The 24445-nt window shown below is 28.0% G+C and carries 23 protein-coding genes; 1 reads left to right on the top strand and 22 read right to left on the bottom strand.

Features of this window, described 5'->3' with window-relative positions; translation table 11 throughout:
- Nucleotides 1-2: 2 nt before the first annotated feature.
- The 6 genes from carB to HMPREF9709_RS09920 all read right to left on the bottom strand — a co-directional run bounded on the left by carB (nucleotide 3) and on the right by HMPREF9709_RS09920 (nucleotide 8014).
- Nucleotides 3-3197: a carbamoyl-phosphate synthase large subunit gene (carB, locus tag HMPREF9709_RS02810; RefSeq protein WP_005397749.1), complete on the bottom strand. Its 3195-nt coding sequence runs from the start codon at nucleotides 3195-3197 to the stop codon at nucleotides 3-5.
- Nucleotides 3190-4305 carry a carbamoyl phosphate synthase small subunit gene (locus tag HMPREF9709_RS02805; protein ID WP_005397741.1) on the bottom strand — a complete coding sequence of 372 codons (1116 nt, stop codon included), beginning with the start codon at nucleotides 4303-4305 and terminating at the stop codon, nucleotides 3190-3192. The genes carB and HMPREF9709_RS02805 overlap by 8 nt, the downstream gene beginning before the upstream one ends.
- On the bottom strand, nucleotides 4293-5558 hold the full coding sequence (locus HMPREF9709_RS02800; RefSeq protein WP_005397739.1) for a dihydroorotase: 1266 nt from the start codon (nucleotides 5556-5558) through the stop codon (nucleotides 4293-4295). Before HMPREF9709_RS02800 ends, HMPREF9709_RS02805 begins: the two co-directional genes overlap by 13 nt.
- Before the next feature lie 9 nt (nucleotides 5559-5567).
- Complete coding sequence (locus HMPREF9709_RS02795; protein ID WP_005397738.1) at nucleotides 5568-6452, bottom strand: aspartate carbamoyltransferase catalytic subunit; 885 nt, start codon at nucleotides 6450-6452, stop codon at nucleotides 5568-5570.
- A gap of 276 nt (nucleotides 6453-6728) precedes the next feature.
- Nucleotides 6729-7613 (bottom strand): hypothetical protein, encoded by an 885-nt coding sequence (locus HMPREF9709_RS02790; protein WP_157573224.1) that lies wholly within the window; start codon nucleotides 7611-7613, stop codon nucleotides 6729-6731.
- 56 nt (nucleotides 7614-7669) lie between these two features.
- The gene (locus tag HMPREF9709_RS09920; protein WP_005397735.1) at nucleotides 7670-8014 is read right to left on the bottom strand and encodes a hypothetical protein; all 345 of its coding nucleotides are present in this window, start codon (nucleotides 8012-8014) and stop codon (nucleotides 7670-7672) included.
- 182 nt (nucleotides 8015-8196) lie between these two features.
- Here HMPREF9709_RS09920 and HMPREF9709_RS02785 point away from each other — a divergent pair, with 182 nt between their 5' ends.
- Complete coding sequence (locus HMPREF9709_RS02785) at nucleotides 8197-9060, top strand: Cof-type HAD-IIB family hydrolase (RefSeq protein WP_005397732.1); 864 nt, start codon at nucleotides 8197-8199, stop codon at nucleotides 9058-9060.
- A 63-nt stretch (nucleotides 9061-9123) separates the two neighbouring features.
- Here HMPREF9709_RS02785 and HMPREF9709_RS02780 read toward each other — a convergent pair whose 3' ends face one another.
- The 16 genes from HMPREF9709_RS02780 to rsgA (HMPREF9709_RS10295) form a co-directional block, all read right to left on the bottom strand.
- Nucleotides 9124-9390 (bottom strand): chorismate mutase, encoded by a 267-nt coding sequence (locus HMPREF9709_RS02780; RefSeq protein WP_005397730.1) that lies wholly within the window; start codon nucleotides 9388-9390, stop codon nucleotides 9124-9126.
- A gap of 30 nt (nucleotides 9391-9420) precedes the next feature.
- Nucleotides 9421-9693 (bottom strand): type II toxin-antitoxin system RelB/DinJ family antitoxin, encoded by a 273-nt coding sequence (locus HMPREF9709_RS02775; protein WP_005397728.1) that lies wholly within the window; start codon nucleotides 9691-9693, stop codon nucleotides 9421-9423.
- 180 nt (nucleotides 9694-9873) lie between these two features.
- Nucleotides 9874-11316, bottom strand: coding sequence for an SLC13 family permease (locus tag HMPREF9709_RS02770; RefSeq protein ID WP_005397726.1), 1443 nt, complete (start codon nucleotides 11314-11316; stop codon nucleotides 9874-9876).
- Nucleotides 11303-12568, bottom strand: coding sequence for a peptidase U32 family protein (locus tag HMPREF9709_RS02765; protein WP_005397725.1), 1266 nt, complete (start codon nucleotides 12566-12568; stop codon nucleotides 11303-11305). Before HMPREF9709_RS02765 ends, HMPREF9709_RS02770 begins: the two co-directional genes overlap by 14 nt.
- Before the next feature lie 6 nt (nucleotides 12569-12574).
- Nucleotides 12575-13495 (bottom strand): peptidase U32 family protein, encoded by a 921-nt coding sequence (locus HMPREF9709_RS02760; RefSeq protein WP_005397724.1) that lies wholly within the window; start codon nucleotides 13493-13495, stop codon nucleotides 12575-12577.
- A gap of 273 nt (nucleotides 13496-13768) precedes the next feature.
- Complete coding sequence (locus tag HMPREF9709_RS02755; protein ID WP_005397722.1) at nucleotides 13769-15847, bottom strand: hypothetical protein; 2079 nt, start codon at nucleotides 15845-15847, stop codon at nucleotides 13769-13771.
- Nucleotide 15848: 1 nt separating this feature from the next.
- Nucleotides 15849-16685, bottom strand: a complete 837-nt coding sequence (locus HMPREF9709_RS02750; protein WP_005397721.1) for an ATP-binding cassette domain-containing protein — start codon at nucleotides 16683-16685, stop codon at nucleotides 15849-15851.
- A 1-nt stretch (nucleotide 16686) separates the two neighbouring features.
- Nucleotides 16687-17757 carry a hypothetical protein gene (locus HMPREF9709_RS02745; protein WP_005397708.1) on the bottom strand — a complete coding sequence of 357 codons (1071 nt, stop codon included), beginning with the start codon at nucleotides 17755-17757 and terminating at the stop codon, nucleotides 16687-16689.
- A gap of 6 nt (nucleotides 17758-17763) precedes the next feature.
- The gene (locus HMPREF9709_RS02740) at nucleotides 17764-18870 is read right to left on the bottom strand and encodes a hypothetical protein (RefSeq protein WP_005397707.1); all 1107 of its coding nucleotides are present in this window, start codon (nucleotides 18868-18870) and stop codon (nucleotides 17764-17766) included.
- A gap of 45 nt (nucleotides 18871-18915) precedes the next feature.
- Nucleotides 18916-19326: a hypothetical protein gene (locus HMPREF9709_RS02735; protein ID WP_005397706.1), complete on the bottom strand. Its 411-nt coding sequence runs from the start codon at nucleotides 19324-19326 to the stop codon at nucleotides 18916-18918.
- 499 nt (nucleotides 19327-19825) lie between these two features.
- Nucleotides 19826-20101 (bottom strand): hypothetical protein, encoded by a 276-nt coding sequence (locus HMPREF9709_RS02730; RefSeq protein ID WP_005397705.1) that lies wholly within the window; start codon nucleotides 20099-20101, stop codon nucleotides 19826-19828.
- Nucleotides 20102-20230: 129 nt separating this feature from the next.
- Nucleotides 20231-20746, bottom strand: a complete 516-nt coding sequence (locus HMPREF9709_RS02725) for a GNAT family N-acetyltransferase (RefSeq protein WP_005397704.1) — start codon at nucleotides 20744-20746, stop codon at nucleotides 20231-20233.
- 72 nt (nucleotides 20747-20818) lie between these two features.
- Nucleotides 20819-21484, bottom strand: coding sequence for an ATP-binding cassette domain-containing protein (locus HMPREF9709_RS02720; RefSeq protein WP_315853696.1), 666 nt, complete (start codon nucleotides 21482-21484; stop codon nucleotides 20819-20821).
- Nucleotides 21485-21887: 403 nt separating this feature from the next.
- The gene (locus HMPREF9709_RS02715) at nucleotides 21888-22196 is read right to left on the bottom strand and encodes a hypothetical protein (protein ID WP_005397702.1); all 309 of its coding nucleotides are present in this window, start codon (nucleotides 22194-22196) and stop codon (nucleotides 21888-21890) included.
- Between the two features lie 10 nt (nucleotides 22197-22206).
- Nucleotides 22207-22596 (bottom strand): GTPase RsgA, encoded by a 390-nt coding sequence (gene rsgA / locus HMPREF9709_RS10300; protein ID WP_169311904.1) that lies wholly within the window; start codon nucleotides 22594-22596, stop codon nucleotides 22207-22209.
- Nucleotides 22590-23129, bottom strand: a complete 540-nt coding sequence (gene rsgA, locus HMPREF9709_RS10295) for a GTPase RsgA (RefSeq protein ID WP_259932687.1) — start codon at nucleotides 23127-23129, stop codon at nucleotides 22590-22592. The genes rsgA (HMPREF9709_RS10300) and rsgA (HMPREF9709_RS10295) overlap by 7 nt, the downstream gene beginning before the upstream one ends.
- Between the last annotated feature and the right edge of the window lie 1316 nt (nucleotides 23130-24445).

Genomic DNA, 24445 nt, shown 5'->3' with positions numbered 1-24445 from the left:
TACTATTTCTCCAATTCATTCATAGATACAATATTAAATGTTTGAGACTCTATAACTCTTAAAATTGCATTTGCTGTATCTATTGATGTAAAGCAAGGTATAGAGTTTTCAGATGACACTCTTCTGATTAAGAAACCATCTTTTGCTGATTCTTTTGAATCTGTTATTGTATTTATTACAAAATTTACTTCACCTTTAATAATAATATCTAATACAGTTTCATCCTTTTCTTCTTCTTTAATTTTAAGAACTTCCTTACTATATATTCCCTTATCTTTTAAGAATTTATGCGTACCCGTTGTTGCAAATATCCTATATCCAGCAAAGTTAAATCTTCGTGCTAAATCTAGTATATCTTCTTTTCTATCGTCTGATACAGTTAATAGCACTGAACCATAAAGTGGAATTTTGATTCCTGATGCGACTAAAGCTTTGTATAGAGCTTTTTCTAAAGTAATGTCGGAACCCATAACTTCTCCTGTTGACTTCATTTCAGGTCCAAGATTAGTATCTACAGATCTTAATTTTGCAAATGAGAATACTGGTGCTTTTACAAAGATTCTATTTTTTTCTTTTTGAACACCTTCTTCATATCCTAAATCTGAAAGTTTTTCTCCCATTATCAATTTTGTTGCAATTTCAGACATTTGAATGCCTGTAATCTTTGATAAGAATGGTACCGTTCTACTTGCTCTTGGATTTACCTCAAGTACATACACTTCATTTTGTTCATCTACAATAAATTGAATATTAAATAATCCTATAAAGCCAAATTCTTTTCCAATTTTTATAGTGTATTCCTCAATTTTATCTTTAACTGATTGAGATATTGTTTGAGTTGGATAAACTGAAATTGAGTCACCGGAATGTATCCCTGCTCTTTCGATATGTTCCATAATTCCAGGTATTAAGACTGTTTCACCATCTGTAATGGCATCTATTTCAATTTCCTTACCTATAATATATTTATCTACTAAAATTGGTGAATCATGTGTAATTTCTCTAATCGCTTCTTTCATATATAGCCTTAAATCATTATCATTTTTAACAATTTCCATCGCTCTACCACCTAAAACATAGGATGGTCTTACAAGGACTGGATATCCAATATTATTAGCAATTACCAATGCTTCATCTACCGTAAATGCTGTTTGCCCTTTTGGTTGAGGTATATGAAGTTTTGTTAACATCTCTTCAAATTCTTTTCTATCCTCAGCTTTATCAATAGCTTCAAGTGAAGAACCTAAAATTTTAACACCATGTTTTTCTAAAGCTTCTGCTAAATTAATTGCTGTTTGTCCACCAAATTGTACTATTACACCTTCTGGTTGCTCTAAGTTTATGATATTCATAACATCTTCTACTGTTAATGGCTCAAAATATAGTTTGTCGGAGATAGAAAAATCTGTTGATACCGTTTCAGGATTATTATTGATAACTATTGATTCATAGCCAAGTTTCTTTAGCGTCTTTACACTATTAACTGTAGCATAGTCAAATTCTACCCCTTGTCCTATTCTTATAGGACCTGATCCTAATACTATAACTTTTTTATTGTCGGATTTTATGCTTTCATTTTCTTTTGCATAAGTAGAGTAGAAATACGGTGTGTTTGAATCAAATTCCGCAGCGCATGTATCTATTCTCTTAAATACAGGTACTACATCTTTTTCAAGTCTTAACTTATACACTTCTTCTTCTGAAATTTCCCATTTTCTTGCAAGATATTTATCAGAAAAACCATATTTCTTAAATTCATGAAGCATAGACATATTTTTATTTTCAACTTCTTTTTCAAGTTCAAAAATATGAACTAATTTATTTAAGAAGAATCTATCAATTTTTGTTAATCTATAGATTTTTTCTAAATCATAACCTTGACGAATGTATTGCATAATTGCAAATAGCCTTTCGCTATCTCTAAATTTTATCTTGGCATAAAGCTCTTCCTCAGTTTTTGGCATATTTTCCAGTTCAATATGATCTGCCTTTATTTCATTTGATCTAATTGATTTTAATAGTGACTCTTCAAAAGTCCTACCCATGGACACCACTTCACCTGTAGCCTTCATTTGAGTACCCATTCTCATGTCTGCAGTTGTAAATTTGTCAAATGCAAATCTTGGTAATTTTGTTACAATATAATCTATTGCAGGTTCAGTTGCAGCATAGTTTATCTTTGTAACTGGATTTACTATTTCATCAAGAGTTAATCCAACTGCTGTTTTTGCTGCAATCTTCGCAATAGGATACCCTGTCGCCTTTGATGCTAAAGCAGAAGATCTTGAAACTCTTGGATTAACTTCAATAACATAATATTTATCTGAATCAGGATCTAGAGCTAATTGCACGTTACATCCTCCACTAATACCTAATGCTCTTATGATTTTTAATGAGGCTTCTTTTAACATTAGATATTGAGCATTTGTTAATGTTTGGGTTGGAGCTACTACAATTGAGTCACCAGTATGTATACCTACAGGATCCACATTTTCCATACTACAAACAACTATAGCATTGTCATTTTGATCCCTCATCATCTCATATTCAATTTCCTTAAATCCTGCAATACTCTTTTCAATTAGACACTGGCTTGCGGGAGATAATTTTATACCATTGTCAACAATATCTCTAAGCTCATCTATATCTCTTGCAAAACCACCACCTGTACCTCCAAGAGTAAATGCTGGTCTAACTACTACTGGATAACCAATTTCTTCCGCAAAAACTTCTGCTTCCTTCACTGTATGCACTATTGTTGAATCAGGGATAGGCTCTCCAAGTTCAATCATTAAGTTTTTAAATAACTCTCTATCCTCAGCTTTTTCTATAGCATTAAGATTTGTACCAAGAATTTCAACATTATTTGCTTCAAGTATACCTGTTTTATGCAGATCAATAACCAGATTAAGTCCTGTTTGTCCACCAAAAGTACCAAGTATTGCATCAGGTCTCTCAGTATTTATTATTCTTGAAACAAATTCAACAGTTAAAGGCTCGATATATGTCTTATCTGCTATCTCTATATCCGTCATAATTGTAGCAGGATTTGAGTTAATTAAAATTACTTCATAACCTTCTTCTTTAAGAGATTGACACGCCTGAGAACCTGAATAGTCAAATTCCGCTGCTTGTCCTATAATAATTGGACCAGATCCAATAACTAAAATCTTCTTTATATCAGTTCTCTTAGGCATTTATTTCTCCTTCGCTATTTTCTAAACATTCTTCCTTCATCACTTCATTAATATTGTTATAAAATTTTTCAAAAGCTGAATCAACTTTTTCGCTTGCAATATAATATGGTTGATATTGAATAGAATTAATCATTTTACTGTCATCTTTAAGTCCTTCAATATTCCCAACATTTACATCAATATGAGTTATTTCAAGTCCAGTATTTTCTAAACTTTTCTCATCAACTGTTAAGTGATTATTTTTCACCACATTTTCAATATGATTATTTTCAATATTTTTTACAGGATAATTTGATCCTCTCTGTGCTTTATCAAGCAATTTAATATCAGCTCCACTCGCAAGTGCGATAACTTGATGTCCAAGCCCAATACCAAATATAGGTAATTTACCAATCATACGCTTAACACTTTCAATAAGTTGATATAACTGTTTAAGATTACCAGGTCCATTTGATATCACAATGCCTTTAGGATGTATTCTCATAATCTCTTCTGATGTAAAATTATATGGAACTATGGTGATATCTTTTCCTCTGAAGTTAAGCTCTCTTACAACTAAATCTGATGCTCCTAAATCAATTACAACAATCTTTTCGCCATTATTTGGAATTCTAAATGGCTTTTTAATTGAAACTAGATCAGTATAGTTTTCATCCGATTTATATTCTTTTAATTCCTTAACTATTTCTTCTACATTTTCTATAGAATCAGTAAAAGTCGCTTTAATACAATGATTCTTATTTATTATCTTTGAAAGCATTCTTGTATCTATACCTTCTATAGCTGGAATGTTTTTTAATTTCAAATATTCATCAAATGTCATTTCACTTTTCCAATTGCTTGGAACTTGTGTATATTCTCCAACAATTAAACCGAATATATAAGGGTTAGTATTTTCAAATCCTTCTCTTGTAATCCCATATGATCCGATCATTGGATATGTCAAGTTAATTATTTTCCCAACATAACTATTATCAGATAAAATTTCTTGATATCCTGTCATTGATGAATTGGAAACAAGCTCACCTATTGTAAAATTATCGCTTCCGAATGCTTTTCCTTCGAAAACTTTACCATCTTCAAGCACTAAATATCTTAATTTTTCCACACTAACTCTCCTTTACATATTGTATATATAGGACAACCTTCAACTTCCATTCCATCGAATGGAGTATTTTTACCTTTTGTAATAAATTCTTGTTTATTTATTATTTTTTTATCCTCACTTAATATTGTGATATCTGCATCATAACCAACTTGGATTTTACCTTTATTTTTCAAACCAAATCTTTCTGCAGGTTTTCTTGAAATCAAATCAACAAATTGCTCTAAATTTATTTTTCCTGTTTCTACAAAATTTGTATAGAAAAGAGGAATTGCACATTCAATATTTGATATACCAAATGGTGCTTTTGCCATCTCACGATTTTTTTCATCCTCTGTATGTGGTGCATGATCATTTGCAAGGAAATCAATAGTTCCATCGATTAAAGCATCTATCAAAACTTCTCTATCCCTTTTAGTTCTTAGAGGAGGATTCATCTTGAAATTTGTATTTTTCACATCATTTTCTGTAAATAGTAAATGATGAATGGTAACCTCTCCGGAAGCATCAACCCCTTCATATTTAGCTTTTCTCAGTGCTTCAACAGATTCTTCTGCAGAAATATGACAAATATGATATTTTGCACCAGTTTGTTTAGCTAAATTAAGATCTCTCTCAATCTGCTTATACTCCGCTTCAGAAGGTATCCCTACCCAATCATTTTGTTCTGCCATTTTACCAGCATGTACTGAAGCACCGGGTTTTATATATGACATATCTTCTGTATGTGCAACAATCAATGAATCGATAGATTTAGCTTTTTCCATTGCAGTTTTCATCATTTCATCATTTGCAACACCTACACCATCATCAGAAAAATGATTAATATTAAATTTTTTATTAATCATCTCCATATCCACTAAATCTTCACCTTTAGACTTTTTTGTAATACAAGCATATGGATATACATTTATCGCCGCATCTTTTTCTATCATTTCAAAGTATTTATTTAAAACTTCTTCATTGTCTGGATGAGGATTAAGATTAGGCATTGGCATAACAGAGGTATATCCACCTTTTGCAGCAGCCATTGTCCCCGTTTTTATAGTTTCTTTCTTTTCAAATCCAGGTTCTCTCAAATGTATATGAACTTCTACCCCACCAGGAATGGTCAAATTCTCTTTCGCATCAATAATTTTTCCATAATAATTAGAAATATTTTCTTCAATCTTTGTAATTTTCCCATCTTCAATTAAAATGTCTGAAATTTTTGTCTCGTTATTTTTTACTATCAATTTTGCATTCTTAATTAACATTCTTTTCTCCTAGAATTTTTCATCAAAGATATATTTAAGCATGGCTTTTCTTACAAGTACACCATTTTCCATTTGCTTAAATATTCTCGACTTTGGCGCCTCAACTAAATCCGTATCTATTTCTAAACCTCTATTTACTGGTGCTGGATGCATGATAATTGCATTTTCTTTCATCATTTTATATCTATCTTTTGTTAGTCCATATTTTTCAAGATATTCATCTCTATTAATTCCAATTTGATCTTTATGTCTTTCAAATTGAATCCTTAAAAGCATTACTACATCAGCCCATTTAACACCTTCGTCCAAATCTATAAATCTGTTTTCATCTTCTATGAGCTCTTCTGGACCACTTAATTTAACATTCGCTCCTAATTTCTCAAAAATGTACATATTAGAATGTGCTACTCTCGAATGTCTAATATCTCCAACAATAAGTAAATTAATATCTTCAAATTTATTAAATTCATCGTAAACAGTGTAAAGATCTAATAAGGATTGGCTTGGATGGTTTCCTTTACCGTCGCCTGCATTGATAATATGTATATCAATATTTTCTAATTCCTTAAAGTATTCATCTTGTTCATGTCTTATAACTACAGCATCATATCCAAGTGATTTAAATGTTTTGACTGTGTCATATAAACTTTCACCCTTATTTAAAGAGCTTCTTTCAGCGTTAAAATCAACGATATTAGCGCCTAATTGAAGCTCAGCAGAATTAAATGAATAATGAGTTCTTGTGCTTGACTCAAAAAAAAGATTGGCTATTAATCTCTTACGAGATAATTGCCAATCTTTAAAAGAATTAGAAAATAAAAGTGCATCATTTAAAATCAAGTTTACATCATCAATTGTTAAATCGTTCATTGTTAAAATAGACTTCTTTAGCATTTTTATTTTCTCCTATTTGTTTTTTATCTGATATTTTTTTATCTGATATATATTAGCATAGGATAAAAATAATTGCAAGTTAATTTACTTAAGTTTTGAATTTGTGTGCATAAATAAAAAAATCACTTCGGTAAATTGACGAAAAGCTGCGGAACTTGATTGCTTCGCAATCTTCAAACATCCTCGCTTTTCTAATTTACTCTCGTGATTTTCTTATTTATAACCGCACAATAATTCAAAACTTAAGATAAATACATCCAACGTGATTATTAAAATTTATTTTCTAATTTCTTCTACTACATCTTCAGGTAGTTCACTGTCAATTTCGTATTGTTCTCCACTACCTAAGTTTTTCACGCTTCCACCTATTGTGAATTTGTTTAATTTACCACCGTCTTCTACAACAAATGTTGTTATTTCTTCACCATGTGTTTCAATATTTTTTTCTACAGTTAATTCATTAATTTCACCACCATCTTTTATAGATAGGCCTATAGCTTTAAGAGTTGTGATTACTCCACTTACTAAAGATTCCCCTTCAGACCCATTCGTGATGATTTCTTTAACTTTAATTTTATCTACTGGCATTGAGAATTGCATACCAATTGAGCCATCGCCTTCTGTGATAATACTATCAAATGTGGCATCGTCAATTGTACCGTCATATTGATTAAATCCTCTAGCACCACTACCTTTTGTTAATATTTTTTTGTTCATAACAAATTTATGAACAGTACCAAAGTTTACAAAACCAATAGCAGATGTACCATAAGTTATAACTGGTGCAGTCACTTCCCAATTATCTACTTCTCCCCAAACATCAAGAGCCATATCATTTACACCATAAGTAGTAATTTGTTCTTTTGTTTCAATTGTTTTCGCACGTGCTCCATTAAGAATGAAAATTGCACCGGTGATGATATTTGGTTGACCAAATGGAATATAGCCATTTGTGTAAATTTTATTTGTACTTAAATATTCAAGATTTACTTTTCCACCCTTTTCATTAAATCCACCTACAAATACTCCTGAACCAATAACTGGTGCTTTTTCTCTACCAAGAGTAATGTTCTTAATATTTGCATTTATGATGGATTCAGGATCTGAAGAATAGTTATATACTGTAAGCGCACCTTGGTGTACAACCACACCATATTTCAACGGTTTTTCTGAACGATTTCTAGTATCGGCACTTACAATATCAATATTATCAATTTCTAATTTTCTTTATTATTTGATCTACGAGTTAAAATTTGTACTTGTCCTGTAACAGTTAAATTTTCAAGTTTTATTGTACCTAAATCTTTTTTAGATGATTCCAAATATATTGCTCTTCCTGAAGGTGTTGCAGAAATCATTAAGTTTTTTACATCATTATCTGCATTTAATACTAAACCACCTTCTGAGAAACTTAAAAATCCCAAATCTTCACTACCAGAAATTTTCACTCCTTTTGCTAGTTTCAGAGATTGTGGGATTAATATAGATCCAGCCACTTCAATTGTATTGTTTTCTTTACTTATTTCTTTAATTAATTCTTCTAAAGTTTTAACAGTTACCATATTTTACTCTTTTTTGGTTAATAACATTTAACAACTATAATTATTATTCCCTATTTATAATTTATTAACCATTAAAAATCTAACTCTTAGGTTAAATTTATGTTAAATACTTTATTCATTAAAAAATATCATATATACTAAAGATATATTTATTTCAAATTGTAGAAAATTAGAGGAGAATTATGTATAAATTAATATTTACTGATGTAGATGGTACACTAATTGATAACGAAAATAGAATTAGTGAAAGAACAAGAAATGCCTTCATCGCATGTCAAGAAAAGGGGATAAAAGTTGTAATAGCAACTGGTAGACCTGACTTTATGGTATTTGATCATTTAAGAACATTAAAACTTAATAAGTACGGTGGAGCTATTTCAAATTTTAATGGTACCAAAGTAACTCTTTGTGATACTGGTGAAATAATTTCAGAAAATACTATTGATATAGATACTACAAGAGAATTTTTAAAATTTATGGAAGAATATCATTTTAGTATTTCTATCATGAAGGATGAATACATATATTCTACTGTTGATAGACAAAACGAACTTAAAATGTTCTTTTCTGAAAGACCTGCTTATGAAAAAATTTTAAATAACGAAAATAAAGAACTTTTTGTATTTCCAAAAATTAAATATCATATTGAAGATACATTAAGCGATAAAATTGACTTTGAGCCATATAGTATACAATTTGGTGGTGAAACAGACGAACTTTTAAAAGTCTTTCCTGAGATTCATAAAAAATTTAGCGATAGAATCCATCTAACTTTTACAAGTGACAATTCAGTTGAAGCAATGCCTGTAGGTGTTACTAAAGGTACAAGCATGAAAAAATTAGCTGATCATTACGGTATAAAGCTAAGTGAAATAGTGGCATTTGGTGATTCTCAAAATGACTTTGAAATGATTAGAGATGCTGGTACGGGCGTAGCCATGGGAAATGGACAAACAGTGGTAAAAGAAGTTGCTGACTATATTACATTAAAAAATGTAGAAGATGGCGTAGCAGTATTTTTAGAAGAAAATGTGTTAAATAACTAAATAAATAAAGACAGAAAAGGGCAACTGCATTAAAACTTATAATTACAGTTGCCCTTTATTAATTTATTTATTAATAATATCTTTCTGATATTTTTTAGAAAGATTCATTAAATCTTTATAAAACTCTTCCAAATATTTTTTAAGTTTTTCATTTTCTAAATATTTTTGTACTTTTTCAATAACCAGATTTTCTCTACTTGAATCAAAAATTTCCAAGTTGTTTTCTTTTTTTATCTGTGCAACTTCTACTACAACTTTCATTCTCTCTTCAAATAATCTGACTATTTCTTTATCAATTTCATCTATTTTTTCTCTCTGTTTTTCAAGCATATTTACCTCATGTTAATTTTATTTTATATTTCATACACCCAAGGCTTTTTTCAGATCTTCAATGTTTGAATAGCTTTCTATACTATCGTCATCTAAAATCTTTTTCCCTTCTTCTATTGCTTGAGCTGTTTTTTTATTTGGTGTATTTAAACTTAAGTTAAATGGAATACCATTCTCTCTTATGGTACTTCTAAGAAACATATTTATTGCTGTAGACATATTTAATCCAAGTTCAGAAAAGATTTTTTCAGCTTCATCTTTTATGTGCTTGTCTGTTCTTATGTTTATATTTGTTGTTGACATTATACACCTCCTGTATTTTTATTGTATAGTAAAAGCAATATTATGTCAATACAATTTAATCTACTTCAATGTAAATTTTATTTAAATTTAACCTTAGACAATTTTGAATAATCAAATAAAAGAGACTATTTTAGAATAACTTTTCCGTTATCCAAAACAGTCTCTTAAAAATTATTTAAATTAAAACACTACTACCCCAATCTGATATGTAATAAATGTCAAAATTAACGTAGATATCACTAAAAATATACCGCCAAATTTTATACAGTCTTTAGAGTTTGTCCATTCGCTTCCTATTGAAACAGCTACGTATGGCATTGATGGAGCTGTCATCATTGCAAGTGATGATGCAAATCCAATTATTGAAATGACTGAAGCCAAATTAACTCCAAATGGTTTTAGTGTCATCAATATTGTCGAAACAAATGAAACTGTTACTAAATTTGATGTAAAGTTGGTTGATAGTCCAGCTATTGTTGCAAAAATAAATACAATTATCATTGGTGATAAGTTCTTTATAAGTGGTGTTACATTATCTTGTATTATTTGAACAACTCCAATTTCTTTGTTTGAGATAGTTGAGCCTAATAAAAGTGTTGCTGCGACCAATAATAAACTTGGCCAATGAACTCCTTTTGTAATAGCTTCAGAAATATTTAATAAAGGTTTGTCATCTATTTTTATAATCAATAGGATTATAGTAACCAATAAAGGCGGAAATGCTAATCCCATTCCTTTAATTGTTTTTGCAAAATTTGGAAAAACTGACATAAACATTTCTGGCACTATCCATAAACCAATCATAGTAAAGAAAATACTTACTATGATTTTTTCTCTTTTCTCCATTTTCCCTATATTTTTTAAAGATTCTAAACTTACATTTTTAATATTAGAAAAGTCGATTTTTCTTATGAATAAGAGTAAAAACCCGAACAAGATTAAACCTGATGGTATTCCTAAAATCATATACTGTAGATTTGTGATTTCAGTATTTGTGCTTGCCTTGAAAATTGACATCGCTGTTACAGAAAACACGTGATTTATCGGTGTCATCGCCGTACCAATTGCAATAGTTGTAAATAACGCAAAAAGTAATCTACTTGCAGATTTATCGCCTTTTTTCCATCCAAACTGATGAACTAGTTCTTCATATAATGGGAATAGAAACATAAATATAACTGTTGGTGACATTATACTACTTATAAATAATACAACTAAAAGAAAACTTGCAATAAACCCATATCCACTTGATTTTGCAAGTTTTGAATTTAAAAGCACATAACTCACCCTTTTAAGAAACATAGTTTGATTTAGTGCGTAAGTCACTATGAAAGTAAAAAGCAAAAATACAAATGTTGTGTTTCCAAAAGAACCCTGTAAAGCACTGTTAAATCCTATTTTCGGCAATATTCCAATGGATAATATCGCTAATAAACTTGGCCAATCTGTTGCGACAAATATCCATAAAAGTATAGAAGTAACAAAAATGCATATAGTTGAAAAAGCATCAGAGGGAATGCTAAACACATTCCAATTAAAGAGTAGATTCCCCCATGCTATTAGATAAATCAATAACGCTATAACTGAAAAAACTATTTTAGAATTATTTTTATTTTGTTTCATTTTCACCTATATACCTTCTAATTAAATCATGAGAATTTACAGCTTGTTCAACTTTCATTTTGTAAATAAACATAGCTTGATTACCTTCCTCTACTTCCTCACCATCTTCATTCCAAAGTTGTTTCAATTTTTGTCTGAAATGTTTCATACCAGGTCCATAAATTTCTAATTCGTCACCAACATTAAAATAGTTTCTTTGTTGAATTGTTGCAATCTTAGTTTCTTCATCATAAGACAACACTTCTCCCACAAAGTCCCATTCTGACTCTTTTCTTCTTTTTCCAAATAATTGTTCATTTTCAGATGGCACGAAATAATAAAATCCGGAACATAACTCTCTTTGCGCAACTTTCCAAAGCTCATCTATCCATTCTTGCTTTAATTCATAATTATCTGGATCTTCGCAATAACTGTCAATCGCAGCACGATATACACTTGCTACAGTTGAAACATAGTGAATGGATTTCATTCTTCCTTCTATTTTTAAGCTTTCAACACCAGCTTCACACAAATCAGGTATGTGATGTATCATGCTCATATCCACTGAACTCATTGAATATGCTTCTGTTTTAGGATCATCCGCACCTGTAGTTATGCTATTTTTTTCTCCTTCTTTGTCTATATCAAACAATCCATATTTCCATCGACAAGATTGTGTACATCCACCTCTATTGGCATCTCTTCTTGCCATGTGATTTGACAATACACATCTTCCAGAATATGCGATACACATCGCACCATGTATGAATGCTTCGATTTCAACATTTACATGTTTTTTCATTTCTACAATTTCTTCCATGGAAACTTCTCTAGCAAGGACTACTCTTTCCAATCGTTCTGATTCCCAGAAATTTAATGTTTCATAGTTTGCCGCTGACGCTTGTGTAGATAAATGCACAGGAAGACCTGGAGCTTCTTCTAAACAAATTGAAATTAGAGCAATATCTGAAACAATTACCGCATCTACTCCTAAATCACGTAAAGTCCTAAAAAATTCACCTGAACCTTTTTCATCGCCTTCGTGAGTTACCATATTTGCAGCAACATATACTTTCGCCCCTCTTTCATGAGCAAAATTTACACCTTCTCTTATTTCATCAAAACCGAAATTTCCAGCTCTTGATCTAAGTCCATATGCCTCTCCACCAATAAATACAGCATCTGCACCATAATTAATAGCAACTTTTAATTTTTCTAATGTACCAGCGGGTGCTAATACCTCTGGTTTTTTTAATGTTCTCTTTGTAGTCATATTTACCTACCTTATCATACTTGGATCTATCATATAAAATCCGGTATCCATTCCTCTATTTTTAGGATGTAGCATTTTTACACTTTCATTTAATACTTTCGCTTTATCACTGTTCCATTCTCTATTTAATATTTCATTTTTTGCCTTTATAAACAGCTTAACTATTTCTACGAAATTCTTACCTGGTGTAAATATTCCATCAAATTTCCATGTAAAAATTCCCATCTTAACTAAATCTAAAAGATGTAGGGACATATTAATATCATTATTAGCAAAAGTATGTGTACCATTTATATCTTGATACACAGAATAATGTGTGCTGCTATCATTAGGATCGGAAATGAAAAATCCTCTTTCTTTTCCATAACTGTCATATTTTTTTATATAATTAAAATAATTTTGTAGTAATGGTCTTCTCGACTGTTGTATACATGTAGCCCCATAAACTAGCATTTCAACTGGCAATTTAGAATTCTTAGCTAATTTTTCTAACTCTTCTTTAGGAAGCTCTCTTGCAATTACCGCCTCGATTGCTCCTCTTTCCTTCCAAAAATTAATTTGTCTACTATTTGTCACCATCACTTGTGCATCATATCTAAATGGTATAAACAAGTCATTTTTTCTCATTATATGTATTGCACCAGGGTCTCCTACAGTTATAGAATCAACTTTTATACTCTTCAGAAATTCTAAATACTCTGGTAGCTTTTCTATATCTTCATTATGTAATATTGCATTAACAGCTATAGATACTGTTTTTCCGGCATCATGTGCCATCTTTGTAAGTTTTTCTTGGTCTTCTCTATTAAATGAATTTGGCAACCTTAAACCAAACTCATCCTGTCCAAAGTAAAGTTCATCAACGCCTGCTTCAAGCAATTGCTCAGCTTGTTCAATGGACTCAACCGTTGTTATTATTTTTATCATAATTACCTCTTATGTACTTTATTGTTTCAATAATTGAACGCATAGTATATTTTATCACTAATTGGGAATATTTTGAAATATAAATTAACAGATAGAAAATAATGTAATACAATTGTATTTCATAAAAAGCAGTTAAAGATTTAAAAAAACTAGATAGATATAAGCAAGTTATGCTATACCATGGATTTAAAAAAACTTAGATGGTTATGAAGATGATTATAGATAGGCTATTTAACTGAAAAGACTAAAGTTAAGTCTTTTCAGTTAAATTTTTTACTTAAATATCTTTTTCAATATCCAAATATCCAATCCTATATAAATAAATATATAAATAATATACAAATAAATCTTATCAAAAATCTCATATCTTAATATAGAAATAGGACTATATCCTGGTAAGATTAAAAATCCTAACATGAGAAGTATACTGATAAATAAACTTATTATAAAAGAATTAATGACTGAATTTCTACAAGAAATATAATAACTAATATTCACAAATGTGAATATAAACAAAATATAGGAAAATAAGGTTAATGCTAAAAATAATCTATAATTCATAGTAGAAGATACGGGAAATATATTATTTATAGATATGTCCAAAATCCTATAAAAGAATCCTTTATATAATTTACCTATATGAGTCCCGATAAGAATAGCAAATATAGATAAAGAAACTACATAAAGCAGTATTAGCCTAAATAAATTTCTTCTCTTTACCCTTAGCATTGTTTCATACAATCTTTCTATTTTGGAATTATAGTTTGATGAAATATATAGGGCTGTCATTACACTTATTAAACCAAGTCCAATAAAAGTATCTTTATAAAAGTTATATTTACTGTTAACTGAATGTAAGAAATCCGTAGATTGAGTATCCACATAATAACTCGCTCCATTTTCTTTCGCAAAATTAATCTCATCGCGTATTATCCTAAGATTTTGATATTTTCCAAAAAATGGAGCTAAGGCTCTCAATTCTGCTTCTTCTTCATCAGTTTTTATCATTTTTTCTAATAGTTCATGTCCCCTTTGACTATATTTTTTTGCTTCATTATATTTAGCTTCAAGTTTTGAAAGAAGCTTATCATCTATTTCACCATAATATTCTCGTTTATCTCTGCTTAAAGCTTCATAATTATCCGCTCTTACATAATAGAAATCTTCATACGAAATATATGAGAAAATAGCCAACAAAACCAATATTACCATCCCTTTAGATCCAATAAAAATATTATATATTTCGTTTATTAATATATTTTTAGTTCTAAGTCCCTTAAAAATGCCGTTTAATTCTGTCTTTAAAGACATCCCTTTACCATACAAAATGCATGATAATATTAAACAACCTATTAGTAAAATAGATATGCCTATTATTACTATATATTCAACCTGACCTATAGTAATCATTTTTACCGGTAGTGTCCTTTTAAACGGTCTATCAAAGATACTAAAAATGTTAAACAATTTAAAAAATTCCTTAGAAGATCCCAATGCAATATTATTATACATACTAAACTCAAGCAGTATAAAAGCAAATAGTCCAGAAATCGCCAAACCTACTCTCTTAAATATAAATAAAAGAAAGCTAAATAAAAATATTAGGAATATAAGTGTTAAATAAATCAATCCTATATTTAAAAACATATATTGATATAATCTAAGCTTTAATGGTGCGAAATAAAAGTTTTTTATATTTTGTATAAAAAGACTCTTATCAGTTCCACTAATTATAAGAAAAATATAATCAATAGTCGCCCACATTAATAAAATTACGAACGAGAAAATCAAAAACGCCAAAAACTTATAAATATATAGTTTCTTTAGGTTTATCCTGTAGGTTTTGTATAGCGTAATCAAAGAATTTTCTATATCCTGATAAAATACATAATAAAAGATGAATATTAAAAGACATAGAAATAAAAATCCTGAATAGATTAAATTATTTATATAGCTATAAAAATAAGCAGTATGAGAAAATTTAATATCCATTCCTATGATGTTTGACAAACTATTTTTCTCAAGAGTCAATAGTTTCTTCTCATCTGAATCTAGCATAGGTAGTTTAATTTTTTTATCCAAATTTTTTATCTCATCTTTAATATACTTTTCTCTTCCTATCAAAGAATCTGCTTCCCATAAAACTAAAGATGGAAAATCCATCGGTATTGTATCTTTACCAATATCTTCTACCGGCAAAGATTTAAAGTTATCAAAACTTTTCTTACTAGAAACAACATTAGGTTCAAGCGTTATAAATAAATTCATAACAGATATAATAAGTAGAAAGAAAATCACAAAAAAGATGATAGATTTATATTTAATTATTTTTTTTAATTCTCTATAAACCATATCAGCCCAACCATTCTAAATATACATCATCCATATTTGGACTAACTCTATTTGGATAATCTTTTTTTGAGATAAATCTGGTTTTATAATCTGGACCGACTCTCATAATATTAACCTGCTTAATACTATCATCGTCCTTTTTTAACATTTCAATATCTTCAAAACTTTCATAAACTTTTATTTTGGAAAGAAGATTATCCTGTTTATCCCTATTTACAACAAACCCATTTTTCATAAAAATTATCTCATCCGCTATAAGCTCAATATCACTTATCACATGTGTCGCTATAAAGACTATTTTGTCTTTTGATATTTTAGCAAGTATATCCCTTAAATTTCTTCTTTGAACAGGATCAAGACCTGCTGTAGGTTCATCCAAAAGTAAAATTTTAGGATTATTTAAAAGAGCCTGCGCTATTAATAGTCTTTGTTTCATCCCTCCAGATATTTGAAATAAACTCTTTTTTCTATGCTCATATAAATCTAAGTCTTTTAAGATATTTTCCACTAAACCTTTTTCGTCTACTCCCTTGAGCCCTGATATATAGTAAAGAAAATGCTCTAAGCTTAAAGGTAGATCCAGATTTTGTTGCTGAGGAACGTAACCAAGCACATCCTTAAATTCTTCTTTAAGTGTTTTAATATCCTCACCATTAAATAAAACTCTACCTTCATAATCGATTATTCCCGAAATTATATTTAATAAAGTAGTCTTGCCGGCTCCATTATGTCCTAAAAGCCCATAAATTCCATCTTCAAAATCCATACTCAATCTATCGAGCGCAACGTTTTTACCATAAGACTTATATATCTCAACCAATTCTAATCTATTAGTCATTTTATTTTACCTCTATGCGTTCTATTTTTTGATTTTTAAAATCAATATGGTAAAAAATATTTGACGCTTTATTGCTACTTACTAGCGCCTTTCCATCATTAATTGCAAGTATTTGAAAAGCATCAGGATAATTTTTATTTTCTACTTCATTTAAAACATTTCCGTTAATATCATATTCGTAATATTTATTTAGTGTTTCATCACTCCTTGCATAAAACTTATTATTGTCAAAATCAAAAATCACGCGATCTTTCAGTGTTAAAATTTCCTTTCCACTTTCAATATTATATATCTTAGAAATAAAGCTACTTTCATTAGAATTAGCAGAATCTTCTATATATATTGCAATATATCCTTCTCCCAAAGCAGTAATATTTCTTGAATTTTTTAAAAACAATTTATCTTTTCCCGTCTTTAAATCATAAATCCATATATCATAATTATCGTCTTCATTCATCTTGCTATGAAATACAAGAGATTTATATATAGTTTCTATTTGTTTTCCGTTAAGATGTAAATCATGTTCCTTTAAATTTTTATCATAAGCTAAATAGTTTTTTTGATCATCTGTATAAAATCCAATTATGAAATAATCATCTGCTATAAAAAATACATTAGGCTCTTGCTTAATTAAAATATGATCAATCTTATCTTTACCTAAAAGATTCACGGAAGATAAATAGTATTTAAGTTCTCCTTTTGAATTAGTATACTCTGATATATAATAAAATCTATCTCCCATAATATAAGCATCATCTAATATCTTTTTTGAAATATAATTGTTAAAATTTTGAGAAATAGAAATCGACTCTCCTTGTGATGTTTCTACCCTTACCCACTTATCATCTACAATATAATTAGAAAAAAGCAGTTGATTCTCTCCATCTTTATAAAAAAACACACTATTTTTACCAAGAATATAAGCTCCATCATTAGTATAAATAGCTTGAAAAGGATCTATTAAAGAGGTTTTTCCATATACTATATCACCTTTTATTTTGGAACTACTACAAGCTGTGAAAATTAGAAATAAGCTTAAAAATAATAATGAGAATGTCTTTTTTTGTTTCATGATAATTTACCTCTTAATTTGATTATAATATTTATTAAAATCTATTTTCCTAACTGAGTTATCTTTTAAATTTATTATATAATATTTATTTTCAGTTTTATTATCCATACATATTAAATTATCATCAATATTTGCAATTATATTTGAATAATTATTTTCTTCTTTTATTTTATTTGAATCGTATTTATATATCATTTTTCCTACCCTATCAGTCTTAATAAATACTTGTTTTCCAAATCCTTTCGAAAAGTATATATAGTTTTCATCAAAAAATAAAGGAATTAAATTATCAAATTCTTTTATTTTATTCATATTTAGAAAATCAAATACAAAGCTTTTATAGTTAGAGTTGATATCATAAAAATTATTAAGCTTTGTAGTCGATATCAATCCATTGCTAACTGATTTTACAAAACCATAATCATGTAAGATTAATTTTGATTCTCCAGAATTAACATCATATCGATAAACATCTACAACTTCACCATTAACAACTTCTGAGATTAGATAATTTTGATAAGTTGCACTTAATGTACCATTAATAAATATTTTCTTACTATTAAGTTTCTTATCATATAAATAAATTTGATTATGTCCATTATTAATTGTAGATATTACAAAATAACCATCACACACTTTAAACTCTGTCACCTCTTCATAAAACGTAATATAGTCTTTTTTATTATTTCCATCTAAATCAATAGATGATAGTTTATAATAATTTTCTCCATTTCTCTTAACTTCAGATATATATACAATTTTATCATCAACCAAATGTACATCTGGAAGATAACTTTTTTCTTCAAATTCCTTAAATTCTCCTATTTCAGAAATATCTAAATCACTTTTATATTTTCCATCTATATAAGTAAGTGTACTAATTAATTTATAATTAAAGTCTTTTAAACTAACACTAAAAATAATCCCATCATTATCAATATAAAATTTGTCTTTGCTTTTTAAAATACTCTTAGGATTATGTATACCTTGATTATTATAATCTATAGTAATATTAGAAAATTCTCTTCCACTAATTTTTCTTCCATAGTTACACGCACCTAACATGCAAATAGAAATAAAAAGTAGTATAGAAAAATATATTTTTTTATTCATATTTCCCCCAAAAACACAATAATAGTGCTTAGAATAATTTATATATTAATTATGCATCCATCTTGTTTCTACAACTCCAACATTAGAAATAACAGCTCTAACATATCCTCTATACCATTTTATTGGAATAATTTTATTATTTCTAATATCTGTTTTAATATTAGCAATATCATAAGAATTATAGGTTGTTGATGAAGAATCTTTAACTCTAACACGAGATCCAGCCTTTCCAATAATATATACTTCACCGATAAGTGTAACCGATGGCCATGTATTACTTGCTTTACCACCAACTGAACCCTGCAAATATTTATCTGAGATACTACCTCTAACCACATATCCTTGCCCATCTATCGAAGTAGAGTCAGAAGCTTCTACGTTATATATTCCTCCAAAAAGTACTATTGATAAACTAAGAAAAATTACTAAAACCTTTTTAAATATTTTATTACTCATGTTTCCTCCTTTTGCACTATTATTGAATTTTTAGGTTCTATAAAATAAAATTTTTATATACTTTTTGTATTTACACTAACTTCGTATATAAAGCTTAACTATACATCTCTATATTTCATGTTTTAATTTTAACATAATTTGTTTTCGTTTTCAATACTTTACTTTAAATTTATCTAATGTATGAAATAGTATCTTTTTACAATCATGCATAATAGCGATATATACATACTTCTATACTGTCTATTAATAAAATATCCAACAAAATTTTAGAAATATTTTAATTATATTTCGATTTCATTTATAAAAAAATCTTTCGAATATAACTATTTTAGAAGTGATATAAAAATTTATATATAAATATATATATAATCAAATTTTAGATATATAAGATGACAATATCTTTGTTTAAGATATTTAAAAACTAAAATTCCAAGGAAATGCTTAGATTATAAGCACCCTTGGAAGTAATTATGAGTATTATATTTAAAAATAAATTCATTCAAATATTAAATTTTACCGATTTATAATTCAGAAGTTTATATTTTTGAATTATTGACCAAATTTCATTCTTTTGGTCATCTGATAAGACTAATTCAGTAGTCTGTCTTTTATTTTCGCTTGTAAAATAACCATTCGAAATGACATTCTCTTTACTTGAAAAATAAAAGAATCCTTCAACTCCATAAGTGAATTCAAATTCAAAGTCTTCTGGCATTGGTTTTTCATCTTCTTTTGGTTTAAAAATGAATGCTATTGTAATTATTAGGATTAACAATTAAGCTATTGTAATTATTAGAATTAAAGAAATGAGTATTATAGATTTCTTATTCACTATTTCCTCCAGCAAAAGTTAAATTGTTTTTGTATGAATGGATTAAGTATATATTTATACTTATAGATTAAACTATTTATTATCTTTATATTTTTTTATTTCAAAATCTAATCCTGCAATTTGCTCTCTTTTAATTACTTCAAAATCTTCCACATTAAAATCTTTACGAATAGTAATAGTGTTAAGACAATCATACCCCAAATCTCTGTATAGCATCATGGCATTTAAATTTCTTGCAGCAACCTCAATATATAAAGATTCGGAATATCTCTTTACTATTTTTTCTAATCGATTGATAACCTCGATACCAAAGCCTTTACCTTGAAACTCTTTAGAAATGTATAGATCTTCCAGCCAATCTATTGCAGCCCCTCTACTCCCTAAATGAGCAAAACCAATATATTCATTTTCATGTTTTATTATGTATAACTTATGCCCTTCCTTAGTCCATTCTTCAAAATCCTTTTTCGCTTCTTCATCTGTTATATGAATATTATTATGTTCTTTCCAAAAATCTTTAATTAATGTATATACATTTTCTTTAAAATCTTTATTTACTTCAACTAAGTCAATTTCCATATCACACATCTTTTATTACCCTCCTTTACAAAGAATACTTTATAGAAGTCTTTTTTTATATAACCAACCATTATTTAATAATCACATATAATTATTAATTTCAATCACCTCATCAAACAATTTTAGATACTCATCGTCAGTATTATGCGTAACTAAAATAATAGTTTTGTTAGTTTTTAATAATAATTTAGTTAAATCATATTCACTTTTTGTGTCTATATTTGCAAAGAATTCATCTAAAATAATTACATTGTGATAAGTATTTAATGCTCTAGCAATATTTACTCTTGCCTTTTCTCCCATACTTAGACTGTTTACATCTTTGTTATAAATATTTGTAACTATATCTAATATTTCTTTGTCAGGTACTTTAGTAGGATTTGATATCTTTATATTTTCAAAAATACTATAATTAATCTCATTATAGTTTTGAAACTTTCTAGAAAAGCTATCAGAAGTACAATAATTGAATAGTTCTCTACCTTCTAGTAGATTTTCAAGATTATGAATTAGTGTTGCCGTTTTGTCACTAAATTCTTTTCTCTTAACACTCATATTTTTCCCAACAAGTTTTGGTATGAAAAAAGATATTATTGCGCTAATAATTATTACTATATTTAAAATCCAATTTAGATAAAACATATACGTAAGATAAACTAAAAGTGAAATTCCACTTATTATAAGTGAGATATAACTATAGATATAATTTTCATAAACCATTTCAGCATCATTAGTAATAGCATTTATTATATCTCAATTTGATTTAGTATTAATATTTTTTTGACTCATCCTTGTTATAGAATTAAAAATCTCGTATTTAATATTTACCGAATAATTATATCCGAATTTGACAATGCTTACTTTCTTTTTATATTCAAAAAAAAGGAAGAGTAGTATTGATAATATATAAAATAAAGAATAAAAAATAGCATTACTTACATTTAAATTACTATAATTGTCTATCACTAGTTTTGTACAAATCGGAATTAAAGAAATAAAAATTGTACTCAAAAATGTGAATGCAATAATTCGAAATATTAAATTTTTATTATTTTTAAGGTAATTTTTTATTATCATGAAATCGAACCATACTCCTCTAAACTATAACTTAATATCCCAGCAATGCATTTTTTATACTTGCTACATTCCATCATTTTAAAATAGTTTTATTTTTACCATCATTTATCCCCATATAAGTTGGCTTTCCGGAATCATCAATAACACTTAGGTATAATTTACAATTGTTGTCTAATTTAAAAATATATTTTTCAGAATTATAAAACTTCTCTTCTTCAGTTAGTCTGTCTAAATGCTTAAAATCTTCTACAGTTATATTATCTTTCCCTTTTTCTTCAACAAATTTTATTACATCTTCTTTAGTAGTTATTTGTTTTTTTGAACACGCAATTAAGCTTAATTCAAATATTATTATTAATGATAAAACTATTAATTTTTTCATTATTACACCTCTAATGTTTTAAATTTTTTTTCTTATTTTTCTTCTTTAGGAATTTTTCATATCTTTCATTTTTTTCTTTAATTAATAAATATCTTTCATACAAATCTTTAGATATAACTCCATCTTCAATAGCTTTATTTACAGCACATCCCGGTTCATTTTCATGTTTACAATCGGTAAATTTACATTTATTAGATAATTCTAATATCTTACTAAACAAAATTTCTTCATTAAGTTCTCTATTTGTATTTATAGTTTTAAAACCTGGAGTATCTATAATGTATGAATCTGTCGATTCTATATAAAACATAGTACTTGAAGTAGTCGTATGTTTACCTTTACCATCACTCCTTACTTTTTGCGTGTCATTTATATAATTTCCTAATAAATAATTCAACAAAGTTGACTTACCAGCACCAGATGAACCCAATAATACAGCTGTTTTTTAGGCATAAAGAATGACTTCAACTCTTCCATAGATTTATCATTATATATAGAGCTAAAAATAATATTGATCTCTGGATATGTAGATTTAATGATTTCCTTTATCTTATTAGCTAATTCAATATAATCACTTTTAGAAATAATAATATTTATATCTGTAACCATTCCACCAAAAGTCATCAAATATCTTTCCAATTTTGATAATGTAAATCTCTGGTCGGCAGCAATTAGAACAAATAATTGGTCCAAATTTGCCGCTAATAACTGTTCGTTTACATTATATGCATAACTTTTTTTAGTTCGATTAGAAGCTTTCGATAAAACTGTAGTTCTCTCTAATATTTTTGTAACATAATATTGTTTTTCAAATAAAATCACTTCTACAAAATCACCAACAACAAGATCCTGATTAATATTATTTACCTCAATTAAAACATTTTCACTTTCTCCGTTGATAACGAAAATAGCATTTCTGTTTTTTTTTACTATTCTAAATACTTCATTATTTGCCGTATATTTTTTTGATTCAATATAATCATTTACACCATAGTCTAATATTTTATTAATAATATCACCTCTCTAAAGTTTAATTATTTCATCAGTCATTTGTTTTATATTTTCTCTTAAGTTATGAGTTATCATTTAAATGAATTTTGAAAACATAACTATTTTATTAAATACGATAATATTTAGTAACCTCCCTATAATATTATATGATAATTTTATAACATTTTAACAAAAATGTACAATAATTTATTTATATCATACTTTATTAACATAATTTTAAGAAACTATTTCTAACCCTAGTGTTTTTGTGTTTTCTTAATTCACTAGGGCTAAAAAACCAGCTTTTACCCTAGCGTTTTTATTTTTTATGATTTTACTAGGGTCATTTTTTCTCTTTTTGCCCTAGCGTTTTCTATTTTTCTTATTTCGCTAGGGTCATTTTCATTCATTTCCATCCTTTTCGACCCTAGCGTTTTCTATTTTTTTCATATCACTAGGGTTAAGAGCTGCTTTTTGACCCTAGCATTTATATCTTTTCCCGATCCGCAAGGGTTATTTGTCGATTTTCAACCCTAGCGTTTCTACCTTATCTCGATTTGCTAGGGTATCAAAACTTTTATTAAAGAAAATATTATCTACAAGAATAAGTTATAGGATGGAAGATACGATAAAATGAACAAAAGAAAATGGATAAAAAATTTTCTCCCCCTAGGAGGAGAAAGAATGAATTGATTATATTACTATTATTTACATTTAAATGGACCGTTTTTCGATTATTATCGTGGACCATTTTTCGGTTGTCATTTACACCATAACTGACGCATCCCACCCGAATGAAACAATACAAGTAGTTGACAGAAACATCCACCCATAATTAAAACATCACATTCTAAGGAAACAACAAAAGTAGTATTCACTACATCACTTTAACTTTTGGCGATTGATTAAAAAAATATTAAAGTAATTTCTCTTATTCTTTAGCATAAAGAAATTTTATTTTCAATAATCGGACAATTTTTCGAGTATTAATACTTTATTTATGCGTCACTTTTAAATTACTTTTTATAGACAGTGCTTTTTCCAATAATTAAATTTTGCTCCGTAGATTTTTTACAATTTAAACGGTGCTAATTTAATAAAATCTATTTTGCTCCGTAGATTTTTTGCTATTTAAACAGTGCTGATTTAATTAATCCTATTTTGCTCCGTAGATTTTTTGTAATTTAAACAGTGCTAAATTAATAAAGGCTATTTTGCTCCATAGATTTTTTGTAATTTAAACAGTGCTAAATTAATAA

The sequence above is a fragment of the Helcococcus kunzii ATCC 51366 genome (genome assembly GCF_000245755.1).
Lineage (GTDB): Bacteria > Bacillota > Clostridia > Tissierellales > Peptoniphilaceae > Helcococcus > Helcococcus kunzii.
This window is presented reverse-complemented; position numbering and strand designations above follow the sequence as displayed.